This window comes from Vibrio sp. (genome assembly GCF_048266485.1).
Taxonomy (GTDB): domain Bacteria; phylum Pseudomonadota; class Gammaproteobacteria; order Enterobacterales; family Vibrionaceae; genus Vibrio.
Window position 1 is genome coordinate 73,317 of record NZ_JBLWZK010000008.1, and the last position, 18,339, is coordinate 91,655.

The 18,339-nt window shown below is 39.2% G+C and carries 13 protein-coding genes; 10 read left to right on the top strand and 3 right to left on the bottom strand.

Annotated elements, in window-relative coordinates; translation table 11 throughout:
• Positions 1-108: 108 nt before the first annotated feature.
• Positions 109-1,857 (bottom strand): IucA/IucC family protein, encoded by a 1,749-nt coding sequence (locus ACN0T8_RS10815; RefSeq protein ID WP_417880631.1) that lies wholly within the window; start codon positions 1,855-1,857, stop codon positions 109-111.
• Positions 1,858-2,028: 171 nt separating this feature from the next.
• Between ACN0T8_RS10815 and ACN0T8_RS10820 the strand changes: the two genes are divergently transcribed.
• The 7 genes from ACN0T8_RS10820 to ACN0T8_RS10850 all read left to right on the top strand — a co-directional run bounded on the left by ACN0T8_RS10820 (position 2,029) and on the right by ACN0T8_RS10850 (position 11,316).
• The gene (locus ACN0T8_RS10820) at positions 2,029-3,204 is read left to right on the top strand and encodes an MFS transporter (RefSeq protein ID WP_417880632.1); all 1,176 of its coding nucleotides are present in this window, start codon (positions 2,029-2,031) and stop codon (positions 3,202-3,204) included.
• 46 nt (positions 3,205-3,250) lie between these two features.
• Positions 3,251-6,040, top strand: a complete 2,790-nt coding sequence (locus ACN0T8_RS10825; RefSeq protein WP_417880633.1) for a GNAT family N-acetyltransferase — start codon at positions 3,251-3,253, stop codon at positions 6,038-6,040.
• Positions 6,041-6,271: 231 nt separating this feature from the next.
• Positions 6,272-7,591 carry a lysine N(6)-hydroxylase/L-ornithine N(5)-oxygenase family protein gene (locus tag ACN0T8_RS10830; protein ID WP_417880634.1) on the top strand — a complete coding sequence of 440 codons (1,320 nt, stop codon included), beginning with the start codon at positions 6,272-6,274 and terminating at the stop codon, positions 7,589-7,591.
• Between the two features lie 301 nt (positions 7,592-7,892).
• The gene (locus tag ACN0T8_RS10835; protein ID WP_417880635.1) at positions 7,893-8,363 is read left to right on the top strand and encodes a hypothetical protein; all 471 of its coding nucleotides are present in this window, start codon (positions 7,893-7,895) and stop codon (positions 8,361-8,363) included.
• A 13-nt stretch (positions 8,364-8,376) separates the two neighbouring features.
• The gene (locus ACN0T8_RS10840; RefSeq protein ID WP_417880636.1) at positions 8,377-9,309 is read left to right on the top strand and encodes a tripartite tricarboxylate transporter substrate binding protein; all 933 of its coding nucleotides are present in this window, start codon (positions 8,377-8,379) and stop codon (positions 9,307-9,309) included.
• 69 nt (positions 9,310-9,378) lie between these two features.
• On the top strand, positions 9,379-9,822 hold the full coding sequence (locus ACN0T8_RS10845) for a tripartite tricarboxylate transporter TctB family protein (protein ID WP_417880637.1): 444 nt from the start codon (positions 9,379-9,381) through the stop codon (positions 9,820-9,822).
• Positions 9,823-9,831: 9 nt separating this feature from the next.
• A complete protein-coding gene (locus ACN0T8_RS10850; protein ID WP_417880638.1) occupies positions 9,832-11,316 on the top strand; it encodes a tripartite tricarboxylate transporter permease in 1,485 nt (494 codons plus the stop codon).
• Between the two features lie 86 nt (positions 11,317-11,402).
• Here the strand turns inward: ACN0T8_RS10850 and narL are convergent, their stop codons facing one another.
• Positions 11,403-12,053, bottom strand: coding sequence for a two-component system response regulator NarL (narL, locus tag ACN0T8_RS10855; protein ID WP_417880639.1), 651 nt, complete (start codon positions 12,051-12,053; stop codon positions 11,403-11,405).
• Positions 12,054-12,066: 13 nt separating this feature from the next.
• Positions 12,067-13,851, bottom strand: a complete 1,785-nt coding sequence (narX, locus tag ACN0T8_RS10860) for a nitrate/nitrite two-component system sensor histidine kinase NarX (protein WP_417880640.1) — start codon at positions 13,849-13,851, stop codon at positions 12,067-12,069.
• A 340-nt stretch (positions 13,852-14,191) separates the two neighbouring features.
• On the opposite strand from narX, the gene ACN0T8_RS10865 reads away from it, so the two are divergent.
• The 3 genes from ACN0T8_RS10865 (at position 14,192) to ACN0T8_RS10875 (ending at position 18,049) form a co-directional block, all read left to right on the top strand.
• Complete coding sequence (locus tag ACN0T8_RS10865; protein WP_417880641.1) at positions 14,192-15,586, top strand: NarK family nitrate/nitrite MFS transporter; 1,395 nt, start codon at positions 14,192-14,194, stop codon at positions 15,584-15,586.
• 1,382 nt (positions 15,587-16,968) lie between these two features.
• Positions 16,969-17,850, top strand: a complete 882-nt coding sequence (locus ACN0T8_RS10870) for an aminoglycoside phosphotransferase family protein (RefSeq protein ID WP_417880642.1) — start codon at positions 16,969-16,971, stop codon at positions 17,848-17,850.
• 37 nt (positions 17,851-17,887) lie between these two features.
• Positions 17,888-18,049 (top strand): hypothetical protein, encoded by a 162-nt coding sequence (locus ACN0T8_RS10875; protein ID WP_417880643.1) that lies wholly within the window; start codon positions 17,888-17,890, stop codon positions 18,047-18,049.
• The last annotated feature ends 290 nt before the right edge of the window (positions 18,050-18,339 follow it).

Here is an 18,339-nt window from a genome sequence, read left to right on the forward strand (position 1 = left end):
TGATTATCATAACCAGTATCAATAACGTTTTAAATTTATATACAATTCAATGGCACTTTTTTTGATATTTTCTGAATCAGAATTTATCCTTTTCTGTAGTCTAAATAGCTAGATAAGTAGCGGGTTGGCGATAGGATCGGCTAATTCTGGTAATGGCCTTTCACTGCTATCTCCTAATCCAATTTTAAAACGTACTTTATTAAGACAAATCTTATCTATATGGGTAGTCAATAGATCTAAAGCTTTAAAACGTTCGCTCAATTCCGGATGTTGAGCTTGGTAGTCCTGCAAAGTACTTTTTAGTAATCGGTAAAATTCCGGCTCACTCACTCCACCAGCTTCAAGCATTGGAGAAACAAAACGCAGCACCGTCACAAAATGTCCAGTAAGTAAATCATGGATAAGATAATGAGCCGGCAAACGAACAAGGTTGGCTTGAATATCATGATCAAGTGTTGAAAGCTCAGGATAATCTTGCTCGATTAATCGCAAGTCACCGTGAAAATCTTTAATCAAACAGCCAACTGGGAAGTGGTTTTGTAAAATCAAAGTGACGTTTTGTCCATGCGCTACGATTCCCACACCATATTTAGCCATTAAATGATAAATAGGCACCACAACATGAGTAAACATCGCTTTCAACCAATCTTGAGGAGTTCGATTTGATAAGTGAATTAACGCTTCAATGCACGGCTCACCACTTAAATCTTTTTGCATTAGGGTTGCCATTGAAAGAGGTCTTTGGTGTTCACTCAGTAAGCTTTCTGCACGTTCTCGCCAAATACAACCCAGCATTTCTTGATAACGATATGGCCCGTCGATTTTAGATTGATAAGGATGAGGGCAATACACCCCACCAATTTCTTGTTGAACTCGCAGGCCAAGCTCATTTAAAACCACATCTTGTTTTGCAATATCCGCCAACCAAGTTGAGATACGTGCACCATGCGCAATATATTTGCCAGGAATCCCTCGATAGCAAGAGGTATTTAAGATCGTTAATGCGGTTTTGATGTCTACATCCACACTCGGTATTTCTGCCGTTAATGTTCTAATCGATTGCTGGGCCAACCACTTCACTGTCGTTGTACCGAGATCGATCAATTTATTTTCAACGAAATACTGTAAAAATTGGCTTTGAAGATAACGCTGCAACTGCCATGGATGTACAAGAATAATATCAAACTGATCTAACCCATCTGACGGCAATTTATCGAGTAGCAAATGCCATTCTTGCTCGGTGACAAAAGAAGCAAATAAATCCTGAATATCTAAGCCAACTTTAAACCCAGACACAGAAATCGATTTATCCACCGCCAAGAAATGTAGTGCAAATGCTTGACCTGATTCAGGAGAATAACGCTCAAGATCGTGCTCCCCCCACCCTAAACGGCCTTTATTGGCGATTAATTTAGGATGAGCATTTAAATATTTTTGTCTCGTGATTTCATCACACTGGACAATATCAAAAGCGGTAAGCCCTTGTTGGACTTCCAAGCTACGCAACTCACTTCTTAGCGTCTGCTGAACCTCTTCAAAAAAGCCAGCTAAATTCATATCAGAAATATTGAGTACAGGTTGTAAATCGATCAATAAATCATTTAATAAAGGGACTTCACCATGACTCGATTGAATGGAAGCATTATCAATGTTGAGCATGCCCCATACCGTTTCTTGTGCTTCAAATCTCCATTGATGATCCCCGAAATCGAGTACATAACTTTCCTTGCTCGATGTTTGAGTATTAGGTGCTTGAGCGCTCAATGGTGCACATTCAATTAACTGCTCAAAATGAATTTCACTTAATGTTTTACCAATCAAATTACGGTTTGCTTGTTCCCAAAATTTATATGACATGCAGCCTCCTACCCCCCAATAACCACAAATAAGTCATTGATATTTATTCGTATGACAAACTTATGTAGCACGAAATAATCACCAAAAATCCCCCTTAATGTATTGACATCCACACCAAAGATCAACAATCATAATGATAATTATTTGCATTATCATTTAGGTTTGTGTTTTATGTGGTTATTTGGATCACTATTTACTTTAGGAATTAATCAGACATTACTGATCGCACTCCTACCACAAATAGCCGTGCTTTTTAACGTCGATGCACAAAGCCATCAATTAGGACTGATCGCAATAGCGATTAATGTCAATTTAATTAGTTATTGGGTGGGTTCAGGGATATGGGGAAAGTATCTTAATCGTATAAGTTTGACACAAGCCTATTGGATCGCAGGGATTGGATATATAACATGTCATATTCTTTTCATTGCCGCCCTGTTTCACTTATCAAGTCCGCAACTTTGGTTAGCCGCATTAAGTCGATTTGGACTTGGTTTATTCAGCAGTGCATTTATGCCAATAGGACAAACCTATCTCACTCACAAGCGACCTGCCGAATTAAATAACATATCAAAACTCAGTGGTATCGCCACGCTTGGTCGATTACTCGGCCCGACTTTGGTTTTTTTACCTTTAGGGTTATCCAATATTCTGTTACTCACACTACTCCCTATCGGCGTGAGTTTATTGTTCATAAAATGGTTAGCTAAAAACGATTTAAACCTGACTTTCATCCCCAATCATACCAAAGCGGTTTCTTCAATAAAGCTAGCTCAGGCATATAAATTGACCTTTTTGACTGCATGTTTAACTACCATGCTGGTCGCTATATACCAATTAATGCTAGTGCCTTATTTAAGTAAGTTAGGATTAAACTCCCAGCAAATATCCAACTACCTTGCGGGTATGATGTTGGCAATTAGCAGTTTAATGACCATCAATCAAATGTGGCTCACCCCTAAATTATTAGCTCGACCAACATTGATTTGGCACTTCATCAGTTGGCCTCTTGCTTTTTGTGGCTACATTCTCGCCACTTTTGAACATAGTTTGATAACGTTAATTATATTTAGCACAGCATTGACCATTGCGTTATCAAATCTACCAGCCTGGTATTCCAAGCAACTTTTATTTGTTAATCGAGACACTCCCCATACCAGTCAACTCAGCGGCCTCTTAGCGCAATCTCATTCTAGCGGGCACCTGATTGGCACTGCATTGGCATCTTTAGCAGTCTACTTAAATATCAACGCTGAATATCTGCTGATCATGTTTATTTCAATATTAGTGCTTAGTGCGGTGTTGCTTAAACGTCAACACCTCACCCAAGCCTCAATCGTAAATTAACCCGTCCAATTTATGGACCGTCACTGCTTCATATAAAGGAAAACATATGTCTATCTACCCATTAGCTATTCCAGATAGCACAGTACAACACACCTCAAGTTTAGGATTACAAAGCTTTTTCAATAGTTTTTTGATGGAAACAAAAGGTTGTCGAGTCGTTCAGCAACACCTTTATATTTCACTTGGTGAACAACAATTAGCCTTACCATTAAGCTATGTATCGGCACTAGGGCGTCATCGTTATCAAGGCGATATCTACTTAATTAACCATGCAGAAACTCACGACGATCACCAAGTAGATTCGAGTATAAATAATGCGAATAAAATCAATTTTTCACGTGCCGTATCGTTATTAGTCTCTTACTACTACCCTCATATAGATTCTAAAACGCATGATCGTTTCTTTAACCGAGTCGGAGAGTCAACACGCTATATTAATCGTGCAATGTTAGCACTAGAGCAACGCTCTCAGCTCGATCTTTCGGCAGATTGTTTCATTCAATCAGAACAATCTTTAGTTGGTGGACATAGCATGCACCCAGCACCGAAAAGCAGCGAACCTTTAACGGAAGAACAGCAATATGCGTACCTTCCGGAATACGCTCAAAGTTTTGCCATTGAATGGTTCGCCATCCACCCTAATTACATCGCCTCACAAACAGAAGCATCGCAGCTTCTCCATACCTTTAAAGCGCTATTACAAAGCAATTTATCTTTAGATGGAAAAACAACCCATCATATACCATCGCTAATTCAACAAGGTTGGCTTGCACTACCTATGCATCCATTACAAGCCAAAGAGTGGCGAGAAAACATTAAAAAGTACGACCTATCTGAATATGTTGTTGATTGTCAACTCTGCACGCATGGCTGGACTGCTACTTCATCCACTAGAGCGATTTATCACCCTCAATTGGCTTGGATGCTCAAAGTCTCTCTGCCGGTTAAGTTAACCAATTCTTTACGCCTACTTAGTGAAAAAGAAGCCAAACGAGGTGTTCAGTTTAGTCAGATATTACAGACTGCTGTGGGTCAAGAGATGCAACAAAGAATGCCTAACACTGAATTTATCCAAGAGCCAATTTGGGCTTCAGTAAAAGACTCAAATGGTCAGTGTCTAGACTTACCTTTAGTTTGCTTAAGAGAAAACGTCTTTTACCACTTTCAAGATTCCCTCACCACTCAACCCAATACTCATCTTCTTGCCACTGCGAATCAAAATATCAATGGTGAAAGTCAAATAGGACAATGGGTCAAAAGCTACGCACAAGAAAATCAACTGCCATTATCGGTAGCAGCGCGTCAATGGCTAAATCAATTTATGAACAACGTTATTCACCCACTATGTATTGCTCGTAGTGATTACGGCATCATTTTTTTAGCACACCAACAAAACATCCTGTTAGATATTGATAATAACCTACCAATCGGTATGAAATATCGAGACTGCCAAGGGATTGGATTAACGGATGTTGCCCTTCAAAAATTTTCCGAGCTTTTCGATAACCAAGAGCCCGAATATTTTGTGTCACAAGATAAAGTTGATCCCTACCTTTCTTATTATTTGGTTGGCAATACATTACTCAATACCATTGCAACCATCTGTGCAGATACGCAAATAAAGGAGCATGAACTATGGTCTAGTTGCCAACACACATTTTCTCAATGGCGTCAAGCTCGACCGATAGACTCCGGTTTCTATGATTACTTACTCAAATCACCAACACTAAGATGGAAGCGTAATTTTTTCTGTTTCTTATCTAACTTTAACGAATCAACTTTACTGGACCCTAGTCAGATTTATTGCGAAATTGAAAATCCATTTTATGACGCTCAACCAAAAGAGAGACTATATAAACCTTTACCTTCCAATTCCCATCAACCACGTAGTATTTGTATTGAGTCATTACAAACTCTGACTGAACAAGATCATTCACATCAACGGTTCGCAATATATGAGTTGGGAGTATTACAAGGCGAATTCGATTTAATCTTGTCTCAAGGTGAGATCTATATCGATACCAAATTAACCGAGCCGATGTTGTGGTGGAGCGCAACAGAGCACGCGTTTTATACGAGTCATAAAGCCGAGCTACATTGTGGACATTGGCCTGACTTTGTTCTCCCTCACCTAACAGATGAAAAGCTATTACATAAAACCTTTCTACAAGTAGCTCCAATATGGCACCAACCAGCACAAATCACAGAGTCAAAACAAAGACAAACCGCGCCCAACGGCATTTCACATCCTATCCGTCCGCCTAAACCCGTGGGTACTGTCTATCAACGCTATTGTTACCACCTAAAGCGTACAGTGTCGTTTCGAATGATCGAAATTCACCGCGATTTAGACATTTTCCACCGTTGGCATAATCACCCATTAACGTCGCCAATTTGGGAACTAGAAGGTAGCTTAGGGATGCATTCACAATACTTGCAAAAATTAGAACAAGACCCACATCAATTTGCCGTTATTGGAGAATTCGATGGGGTCGCTTTTGGATATTTTGAAGTGTACTGGGCAGCCGAAGATCGTCTAGGGCCTTATTACGAATTTCAAGACTATGACCGAGGTGTACACATCTTAGTTGGTAATTTTGACTACCGAGGGGGCACCTACTTTGATGCGTGGGGCAAGTCGATTCTACATTATTGCTTCTTAGTTGAACCGCAAACCATGAGCACAGTAGGTGAGCCAAACGCGAAAAACTATCGAGTCGTCAAAATCACGGAACGAATTGGCATGAAAAAACAGTTCGAATTTGATTTTCCACATAAGCGTGCTGCATTGCTGCAATGTCAACGTCAAGATTTTTTTGAAAACGTCATTTTTTAATTTCGCCACTGTCAGTGATGCTAAACACATCATCACTGACATTGCTTATACCAATCAAATTAATTAGATGATCAGAGATTACGTAGGAAAAAGCCTTGAGAACAAGGCATAAATTTTCGATAAGTAGTTACTCTACAATCAAAATTTATAACGCAGTTATCGATGCTTTTCACAAGTAAGAATGATTAGATGATTAATGAGATTGGTATTAATACCTGTAGGGAACACATCATGAATAATCCACAAGATTTTGATTGCCTTGGAATTGGACTTGGCCCATTTAATTTAAGCATTGCAGCATTAATTGAAGAGTCAAAAACACAACTGCAAACGCGATTCTTAGAAAGAAAGCCTTTATTCAGTTGGCACCCAGGCTTATTACTCAGCGATGCAAAAATGCAGACTTCGTTTTTAAAAGACCTAGTCAGTGCCGTCGACCCCACAAGCCCATACAGCTTTTTAAATTACTTGGTAAAACAGCATAAATTCTATCCATTTTGTGCCTCTGGTCAGTCAGTCATTTCACGATTAGAGTTCTCGGACTACCTTGCTTGGACTGCCCATCAATTACCCAACACCCAGTTTGACTGTAACATTCAACACGTCGATTACGTCGACAATCAGTTTATTGTTCATTCAGAAACAGAGCGTTACACCAGCAAAGATTTAATCATAGGAACCGGCATGCAACCGCATATACCTGAATGTATCCGTGAGTTGGTATCCGATCACTGTTTTCATGCAAGTGAATTGGCTTTACGCGCGCCGGACTTAACAGGAAAACGAGTTGCAATCATAGGAGGAGGACAAACTGGCGCAGATATATTTCAGCACACCTTTGATCAACAATTCGGTAGACCTGAGAATATTGATTGGATTTCTCGACGCCCGAATATCGAACAATTAGACGAAGGTTGCTTTACTGATCAATATTTCATGCCCGATTACGTCAATCAGTTTTACCACCTAGACCAAAAGAATAAACATCGTGAAGTTTCCCACCAGAAACTAGCAAGTGACGGTGTCACGTCAAGTTGTTTAAATGGATTATATCAACGTCTCTATCACGACAAATATGTATTACGAAACCCTAAATGGTGGTCAATCAAACCTCATCAGAGCTTAATATCAGGTCAATATAGAAATGGAGAATATCAATTAGACATTCAGCATGGTCTGACCCAGAAAATCCAAACGGTAAAAGCAGATATTGTCATTCTCTGTACTGGTTTTACCCATGACCTCCCGGCATGTTTAGATCATTTAAAACCACTGATGATCACCGACCCACGCAACCGACTCATACTCAGTAGCGACTACTGTTTGCAATGGAAAGGAATGCAGAACAATCGTATTTACATTGTAAATTCTGGTACCGATAACCACGGCATTGCCGAGCCTCAACTTAGCTTAGCTGCATGGCGAGCTGCTAAAATCGTCAATAGCCTATGCCAAAATAACATTTATGAACTTGATGAAGAGCAAAATATTCTCGATTGGGGTTTGGATATTGAACCACAGCATAACTTTGCCAATGTAATCTCTATGTAACTGAAATAAATAAAGATCTAGTCTAATCTAGATCTTTATTTTTGAATCATTAGTTTAATCAAAACCATTAACTTCCCCCCTTCATTTAGCTGAATTAAATCTTGCTAATACTCAAGTCACTTCAAGATGGAGTTTCAGCAATAATATAATGTTCATAAATCAACCTATTTCAGAGGCTTTTTATGATTACCGCCACACTTTATAGATCCAGAATGTGACGGTGCTAGCAACTCCTCTCCACAATAAAAAACCACCATTTGTCTTACAATATACTAAAAATGGTGAATCAAGGAGAGAGTCTATGTTAAATGCAGAATCTATTGTTAAAGATGCAATAGACGTCGTAACCCCATCTATTGAAAAGCTTTTTGAAAGAACAAATCGAAAAGAGCTTCATATCGTAGTAATGAATCCTGAGTTAAAGCCTTGGGAAAGTTCATTTGAAAATGCCATTTTGTATGAGAAATCATTAGGCAAACCAGAAACTTGGACGATTCCTTTTGAGCAACTTGCTCGCCAAAAAGCCAAACAAGCATGGCGAAACTCTGTGGCAAATATTAATGCTCAAACTCAACACCCCGCTTCAATTAGAGAAGGCGACATTTTGTTCTATGGCTCATTTGTTTACGGCAATATTGTTGTGGCATGTAGTGGCGTAGAGCAATGGTATGACATGCTAATTAGTGGTTGGATTGCGGTGGCAATTGAACAGATCACTATGAGTGAATATCAGAACAATAAAATTTCTAACCCTACACAACCTGTAAGATAAGGAAAAGACTGCCATGAATAATTTATTAAAAAAATTGCTTGTTACAGCTGGAATTCTTTTGTCAACCACCGCGGTTGCCGCAGACTATCCAACCAAAAACATTCGCCTTATTGTTCCATTTGGTGCCGGTGGTGGCACGGATGCAGTTGGTCGAACACTGGCTAACTCTGCGAAAGATGTTTTAGGGCAAAACATTACTGTAATGAATCGTACTGGTGGTGCGGGTGCAGTTGGTATGAGTTTTGGTGCACAACAACGCCCAGACGGCTATACCCTAACCGTAGTCACTCGTGAAATTTCCTCTTTACCTCAAATGGGGTTGATGCAACACGATGCGAGTGATTTTAAATTAATCCGTATGGTAAACCTTGATCCTGCAGTCGTGCTTGTGTCAAAAGATAGCCCATACAACACCATTAATGACCTTATTGCAGAAGCAAAGAAAGAACCAGGTTCACTAAAATTTGCATCAACAGCAGCTCCCAACTTTTACTTAATGGCGCTTGAGAAAAAAGAAGGCATCAAACTGAATGCGATTCCATACAACGGTGCTTCAGAAGCGATTCCTGCGGTACTAGGTAAGCACACTGATGTGACTATGGTAACGCCAGGAGAAGCGATTGCTCAATTGCGTTCAGGCCAACTAAAAGCATTGGGCGTAATGTCTGCAGAGCGCATTGATTACCTTCCTGAAGTACCTACTTTAAAAGAGCAAGGTGTCGATGTAGTAACAGGTACATGGCGTGGTATTGGTGCACCGAAAGGTACACCTGATGAAGTAATTGAAACTCTAGGTAAAGCGTTTGACCAAGCAATGGCGAGCGATGAGTTCAAAGGATTCATGACAAAAGGGGCGATGACTATTCATAACCTCAATGCTGAAGAGTTCACTCAGTTTGTTGCTGAAGATACTAAAGCATTAGGCGCACTCATTAACGACAAATAGTAACAACAAAAAATGGGGCCTACAGGCTCCATTTTTGCTCAATTAACTAATTAAGTTGTAGAGTTTATTATGAAAGATCGAAACCTTACCTTCCCCTTTTTAATGATCTTGATGAGTATTGGCGCATTAATTGTGATCAGCCAATTTGATAAGCCCATGTTCCAGGATGCTAGCGTTGACGCAAAATTCTTTCCTCGAGTGATTGCGTTCGGCATTATTATTCTATCTTGTGTATTGATGCTTCAAAGTATTATACAAAGAACAAAACAGACACTACCTCCAATTTTCTCCAAACTGTCTTTATTTGGAGTTGGATTTCTCATTCTGTATGCCTCATTAATTTATTTCATTGGCTATTTAGCCGCTTCACTTATTGCCTTTACTAGTTATTTAATCTTCCTAAAAATCAAAAAACCTATGTATTACGTTTTTTCGACGATTTTTGTCTTCTTTGTTTATTACTTATTCAGCGAAGTCTTTTTTATTTCTTTGCCACAAGGCGTATTTTTCTAAGAGGCGGTTATGTTAGAGCATTTATTGAACGGCTTAGCTGTCACATTCAGTTTTGAAGTTCTGCCTGTCCTGATTTTTGGAGTATTGGGCGGCATTATCTTAGGTGCACTACCCGGCTTAACCGCCACTATGGGGGTTGCAATTCTTTTACCTTTTACTTTTGGTATGGAGCCTACCGCCGCGTTAGTGATGCTCATTGGTGTCTATATCGGTGGCATTTATGGCGGTTCCATTGCGGCTATTTTGCTTAAAACACCTGGCACTCCCGCATCTGCTGCCAGTGTACTGGATGGATATACCATGTCTTCCAATGGACAAGCCGCACGTGCATTAAGTATTTCTGCCATTGCTTCTTTTGTTGGTGGATTGATCAGTACCATAGTGCTGATTGCCATCTCCCCTCTTTTGGCGAAGTTTGCTTTAAAATTTAACGCTCCTGAGTATTTTGCTTTGGCGTTATTTGGTTTAACGATTATTGCCAGTGTGTCTTCACAAAACATTCTCAAAGGCTTATTAGCAGGCGGAATTGGCTTATTGATTTCCACTGTCGGTTTAGATCCAATCAGTAGTGTTCCACGATTTACCTTTGGCGTGATGGATTTATACAGCGGTGTGAATGTAATTCCAGTGCTAATTGGTTTATTTGCTCTATCTGAAGCGCTAAATCAAATCGAAAAAATCTTGTCTGAAAAACAAATCAAACCACCTAAGTTTGATCGTAAATTACTCAGTCAGAAAGATTTAAAAGAAATGATGCCGACGGCAGTGAAAAGCGGATTAATGGGAACAACCATAGGTTCAGTACCAGGTGCCGGTGCTGATATTTCTGCCTTTGTTTGTTACAACGAAGCAAAACGATCTTCAAAGAATCCTGATGAGTTTGGTAAAGGATCGGTGAAAGGCTTAGCGGCGGCTGAAGCCGGTAACAATGGTGTAACTGGCGGTTCATTAGTGCCACTGCTTACTTTAGGTGTTCCTGGCGATGCGGTAGCGGCAGTACTTCTTGGTGCATTAATCATTCAAGGTTTAACCCCTGGTCCATTACTATTTGCTCAAAGCCCGGAAGTGGTTTACGGCGTGTTCAGTTCAATGCTGGTGGCTAACATAGTGATGTTGATTGTCGGCCTACTTGGCATTCGCTTTTTCTGTCGCATTATTGAAGTACCTAAGATTTTAATGATCCCGATTATTATCTTCTTATCAATTGTCGGCGCGTATGCCATCAACAACTCAATGTTTGATATTGGTATCGCAATTGGCTTCGGTGCTTTAGGCTTTATTCTCGGTAAATTAGATATTCCATCTTCACCGATTTTACTGGCTATCATCTTGGGACCAATGGCGGAAACCAACTTGCGCAAGTCATTGTTAATGTATGATAACTCTTGGTCTTTCCTATACGATAGACCGATTGCCTTAGCCTTTATTGTATTGGCTGTTTTATCGGTTTACTCTACAATGAAAATGAAAAAGCGCGCGAATAAAGACGCTTAATTTTCTCAATTTCAATCATAAATAAAAAGTGCCGACATCTTAATCAAAGTGTCGGCACTTTTATCAATATCCCTATGAGCAATTGGTTAACAAATATTTTCTTCGTGAACCCACACTGCCATTTCAACACGTGAACGTAAATTCAATTTTTTTAGCAAACTTTTGACATGGACCTTCACCGTTCCTTCTGCAATATCAAGTTTACGAGCTATCATCTTATTCGTCATACCTGTCGCAACTAACTTTAACGTTTGGAATTCCCGCTTAGTTAAACTATCAATCCCGCGTTGTACTTTCTTATTACGTAATCCTTCCATTAAAATAGGTGCCATTTCAGGGCTTAATACCATCTGACCATGACAAGCTTGCTCAATCGCTTTTAATAACTCTTCCGGTTCCATATCTTTGAGTAAATATCCATCAGCACCAAGTTTAATCGCATTAGTCAAATCCCCTTTATAATTCGATACCGTAAACACTATAACTCGGCTTGATAAATGACAATTACGCAATTCTCGCAACGTTTCAAGACCATTCATCTCCGGCATATTAAGATCCAAAAGAATAAGATCTGGATCGTATTTTTCAGCTAGCTCAATACCATCTACACCACTATGAGCCATTGCTACCACTTGCATATGACTACTCATTTCAATTAAATGCTTGACCCCACCACAAAGCATTGGATGATCATCGATTAATAATATGGTTGATTTATCAGTGTGTTGTATTTCCATAGCAATACCTTTTTTATTGAGGCGAGAATTCAATATTAATACGAGTTCCCATTCCTAGTTCTGATTCAATATTAAACTTACCAGGTAACGACTTTGCTCTATCTCTCATAATAGTAATGCCATAATGATTTTTAGGTTCGGTGATTCTGCTCATACCACAACCATTATCAATCACGGATATAGATACTTTTTGATTCGTAGGATCGTATTTAGCATCGATATCAACGGAGCTGGCATGGGCATGTTTATAAATATTGGATAAAGCTTCTCGAATAATATGAACAATATGCACAGCTTGATGAGCAGAAATACTATTGGCAGGTGCATCAAAATTTAGCTGAATGATTAAACCAAGTTTCTCATTAAATTCTTCAATGGTATTTTCAAGAGCTGGCAATAACCCAGGTTCCATCACTTTTAACCTGAACGTAGTGAGTAAATGCCTAAGTTGACTATAGGCGGTGTCCACTTCTTGGCGCATTTCTGCGACTAAGGTTTTTTGATCATCCGAAAATTGTGCATTTTGCATTTGCAAACAACTTAAGCGTATTTTCATACAAGACAGAGATTGTGCGATAGAATCATGTAGCTCGCGAGCAATGGTTGCCCTTTCATTTGCGAGCAACACTTCACTATTGAGATGTTCTTGATATTTAGAGGCTAACGAACGCGTGATTTGCTTGCTTAAAGTATCAATCAATTGCAATTCATCATCCGAAGCTTGTTGCTCTACGAAGAAATCAATTTTAAGGCGACCGTAACTGCGTAATCCATCTTCTAATTCCCACGCCTTCACTGAACCTACAACATCGGACACATCAGACATCGTATAAAAACAAGTATCACAGTGATTGTCTAAACAGCTTTCTGGTCGCTGATATTGTGCAGTGGTGACAACTTGTTGATTCGCCGATTTATGATAATCAGCAATTTCTAAGGTAATATTTTTGTAGCCTGTAATCTCTTTCAACTCAAAAATAATAGGAGAAAATAATGCACAGTAGCGTTCATTTTTATCTAGAATCAAAGCACCACTGGAACGATTTAGAAAATCGAGTAACCGATTCTTATACGTCAAACTCTGGGTTTTGATTGTCACTAAAGATTCTAAGTTGGCATACATGCCTTCAAGTTTATCCGCCATGCTGTTAAACATGGTTCCCAATTGATGTAGTTCATCTTTTTTATTGGTCGCAGGAAAACGAGATTGTAAGTGACCATTTTTCAAATGAAATGACATAGTTAATAGCTGACGCCAAGGATGAAAAATACGACGCCGTAAATGAACAATATTCACCAGTAACAGGATTATAAGAAGAAAAATAAAAAGGGTTTGTAAGGATTTTAAAATCCATAGACGGTGTTCTGTTTCTTTATCAATCAAATGCACTAATTGATCTAATTGAGAGACATATTGAGTGATCTCACCTCTTGCTTCATCAGGAATCTTCGCAGTTAATAGGCTTGGCTTTACCACTTCAAGCCAATAGACATGCACATTTTTATACTCGTCTGAAAAACCGCGCTCTTGTAAATAATCTTCCAAAAATTGGGAATGACGACTTTTATCAATTGCGGTTAAAACGTCATCTTTTTTTTGATTAAGAGGGAGTAATGAAAGCAATTCAAAACTTTGCATCCGCATATAGCCAATTCGGTTTATGGCATGAGCGTTCCCTTGAATACTGTTTGCAAACCAGGCTGACACCGACATTCCGACAATGGCACATAGCGAAATCACCAACATAGAGACAGAAATTTTACTGACTAAAGAAAAAGGATTCCAAAAGAAAGTCATTGGGCTTCGTTTTAATTTTGATTTCTGCAAATTAACTTGTGTCATAACAGTCATTTTGAAAAGAATGAGTCGATATTTTATGCTTTTCCCCATAGAACCATATAACCATTTGTGGGTATCACTTAATATCCACGTATCAATATTATCGATGACACAATCAAGAGAAAAATCATAAGCAATTAATATTAAGACAAATAAAAGTAAATCGATAACTACCTATATTGTCCATGCAACCTCTTTTCAATACTAAAAAATGCACATCCACTTGATATGTGTCAAAAAGCCCTCTCAAAAATAGGTCAAAGCTAATCGAAGTTTTCTCCCAACTAAGGACTTTGAAATGGAATCGACCATTCATAATAATAAAAATATCAGCAAGGTTTTAACCCATTGGGTTCCTGAAGATCCAATATTTTGGCAGCAAGAAGGACAACATATTGCTCGGAAGAACTTATGGATTTCCATTCCTTGTTTGTTATTGTCGTTTTGCGTTTGGATGATATTTAGTACGGTTTCGGTCAATCTAAATAAAGTGGGGTTTAGTTTCACCACAGATCAATTGTTTTTATTGACTGCATTACCTTCGGCATCTGGTGCGATCATGCGCATCCCCTATTCATTTATGGTTCCGATTGTGGGAGGACGTCGTTGGACAGCTTTCACTACGGCCTTTCTTGCAATACCTTGTATTTGGTTGGCCCTTGCCGTCCAAAATCCCAATACTCCTTATTCCGTATTTGTTTTAATTTCCCTGCTGTGTGGCTTTGCTGGTGGTAATTTTGCTTCAAGCATGTCCAACATTAGCTTTTTCTTCCCTAAACATAAGCAAGGTGGGGCGCTTGGCCTGAATGGTGGCTTGGGTAATCTTGGTGTCAGTGTGTTGCAATTATTAGCCCCACTTGCCGTATCTATGGGGATCTTTAGCTTCTTTATTTCTGGTTCTCAACAGCCAGACGGAAGCATGTTGTGGCTCGCGAATGCGCCATTGATTTGGGTCCCTTTTATTATTATTGCGACGTTGGCAGCTTGGTTTGGGATGAATGATCTCGCGACAGCCAAAGCATCAATATCGGATCAATTACCGGTATTAAAACGCCCTCACATGTGGATATTAAGTTTCTTATATTTATCCACTTTTGGCTCGTTTATTGGATTTTCAGCCGGCTTTGCAATGTTAACCAATACACAATTCCCAACGGTAGATATCATTCATATCGCCTTTATTGGCCCTTTATTAGGCGCATTAATGAGACCAGTTGGTGGCGCGCTATCGGATAAATTTGGCGGGATCAGAGTTACCACCATTAACTTTATTTTAATGGCAATCTTTACCGCTTCGATATTCTATTTCTTACCTGGAGAAATCTCAGAAAACGGTAATTTCGAATTATTCTTTATCGGGTTTATGATGTTATTCGCAACCGCAGGTCTGGGCAGTGGCTCAACATTCCAAATGATTGCTGTGGTATTCCGACAATTAACGGTAGAAAGAATGCTGCGTGAAAATGGTGGTGATGAAGAAAAAGCACAAGCACGGGCCATCAAAGACTCCGCTGCCGCTCTGGGATTTATCTCAGCAATAGGCGCCATTGGTGGCTTCTTTATCCCAAAAGCTTTTGGAACGTCTTTAGCATTAACTGGCTCGCCACTGGGTGCTATGAAGGTTTTCTTAGGCTTTTACATCGTATGCATCATTTTGACATGGGCGGTATACGGACGTTATGAAAAGAAATAATTAAGATCGAATCGATTAATAGGTTTTAAAAAATACCAGCTGTAAAGGCTACTAATAATTATCTAAAGATATAAATAAATGTCAGGGGTTAATAAATGATTATAATTATATCTAATTAATATGTCTGAGATTGGAGGCAATACTTTGTCTTATTTCGACACTCATCAACTAGACGTTAAAAATTGGCATTGCTCTCTTAATCTGTGCTCAGATTTCCAGAGCAATCGTATTCAAGGATTGTTTAAAAGTAAGAGTGAATATGTTGCCATTTGGTATAGCTATAAACTTACTATCTAAGCAATCAATTCTTTTGTAGACGTTAAATTTGTTGAATTAACAAATCCTACCTATAAAAAATGAGAAAGAATATAAAAGTTTTTTAATCGTCAAGCTTCCTATAAATTACTTGCATAAAATTCCATAATTTTCGCTATTGACCCTGAAGAAAATAGCAACCACAGTGGCACATTTAAATGTGCTCTATGCAAAGATCAGGTCTTTCAACTGGTACGAAAATCGAAATTCGGCGGGCCACATTTCTTCGCTGATTGACCGCATCGAGACTCTTTGTAAAGAAGGTATACAAATCCCCCCAAAATTGGGAGGGTTAGATTGAACAAATTAGTAACAATTAGGAGAGCATCTGCGCACGATGCTGAGACATTAGGTGTGATTGGTCCCGCTGCTTATGCCACGACATACCATTACCTATCGAGTGACAGTATTACTCTGATCCATCAACTTGATACTTTTAGTAAATCCGTATTTTTAGTACTGTTACAGCGAGATGACTCAAGGGTATGGGCTGCCGAAAAATCGAGGAAAATTATTGGTTTTCTAACAATGTTAATAAGTTCGGAAAATCCCACTACGTATGATACTAACGGTGCAGAAATTTCGAGGATTTACCTACTTCCAGGTAGCAAAAAATGGAAATTGAGTAAATGCTGCACAAGAATATGCGAGTAAACTTAAGCTGACGAGGTGGCTTGATGTAATGGAGTCAGCAACAGTAGCAAGGAATGCGTATTATAAATGGGGTTTTCAGAGATAGGGCTTAAGACTTTCCTCCTCAAGTCAAAGCAGATTTATCAAAAATGCTTTTCCTGAGCATAAAACTCAATCCTAAAGGTAACAGAGCATTTCTGTGTATTAGGTAATTATGGAACTACGAAGATTCGTATATGGCGATAAAATTGCGTTGACCCATTGACTTGCGGCTAGTTGATATTATTCAGTACAAAAAACGGCCATAATGTACAATGATTTTCAATATCCAAACCGCCAAATTATTAAGTAACAATATGATAGTAAAAAATTTATAATCACAAGTGACGTTTCCAGAGATGTGTACATTAAAATTAATACAGGGTAATGAGCCAATGAATATTAACAACGAACTTGTTTATGAGCTTATATCTGCCCAGTTTCCGCAGTGGTCTAATTTACCCATCCGTCCCGTAGAAATGAGTGGATGGGATAATCGTACTTTTCATTTAGGTGGCGATATGCTCGTGCGCTTACCAAGTGCTGCGCATTACGCCTGTCAAGTCGAGAAAGAACAGGAATGGCTGCCAAAACTCGCGCCGTTCCTATCCCAAAAGATACCCACCCCGTTAGGCCTGGGGAAACCGACTGAACGTTATCCTTGGAAATGGTCTGTTTACCGTTGGATAAAAGGGAAAACTGTCGTTGCTTCTACTGAAATCGACCTTACTGTACTCGCTGAAGATTTAGCTAATTTTCTTATCAATTTTCAGGCTATAGACCTAAAAGGTGGGCCAGCTCCGGGGGCTCAAAACTTTTATCGTGGTGGTTCTATTGCTGTATACGATTCAGAAACCCGGCAGGCAATCAGTGCATTAAATGGAAAAATCGATTCGAATCTGGTTACTGAAATATGGAAGTCCGGCAGCTCTCAAACCTGGCAGAAAGAACCGGTTTGGGTTCATGGAGATATCAGTGCGGGTAACCTGTTAATCAATAATGGTAGACTGGATGCTGTTATTGATTTTGGCCAGTTATGCATAGGTGACCCAGCATGTGATTTCGTCATTGCTTGGACATTATTTGATGCTGATAGCAGGCAGGTATTCCATGATATCCTTTTGCCTGATGCGCAGACCTGGGCAAGGGCGCGCGCCTGGGCGTTATGGAAGTCTTTGATAGTCATGCTTAACACAAACCAAACTAATGCGGTCGAGGCAAAGCAGGCACATCGAACATTCGAGAATATTCTTGCGGAGTATAGTTTAAACCACTAACAGTTAAAATAAGGCATGCGCCTAAAAGGATTATTTAATGAACAATCAAAAAGAAATAATGACATATTATATTGCCGAGTCTAAAGATAATTATTTTGTGCATGGCAGCCCTCCGATAGAGACGATTGAAGTTGTGGATTATGATATTTATCAAAAAATTTTCCAATCCCTTGATTATTTAGATAGCGAAGACGCATAGCGTCTCCATAGATAATCCAGCCGTACACCTCTCTACCCCTCAATAGTCTACTTATCTCCACACTGATAACAACACTGGCAACAATAAAAATAAACCATATTAAAACAACAGCTTAAATAAAAAAACCCAGTACCTAGTTGGAGGTATTTGTCTTTTTACCCTTGCGTAAGGACAAAGTGCTTCTTGATCAAAATCAATATTCCTATTCTTTATCCTACCTATTCTGCTCGTGATAACCAATGTCAATATAAATACATATAACTACAGGTGAAAAACCTGATGAGGAGATC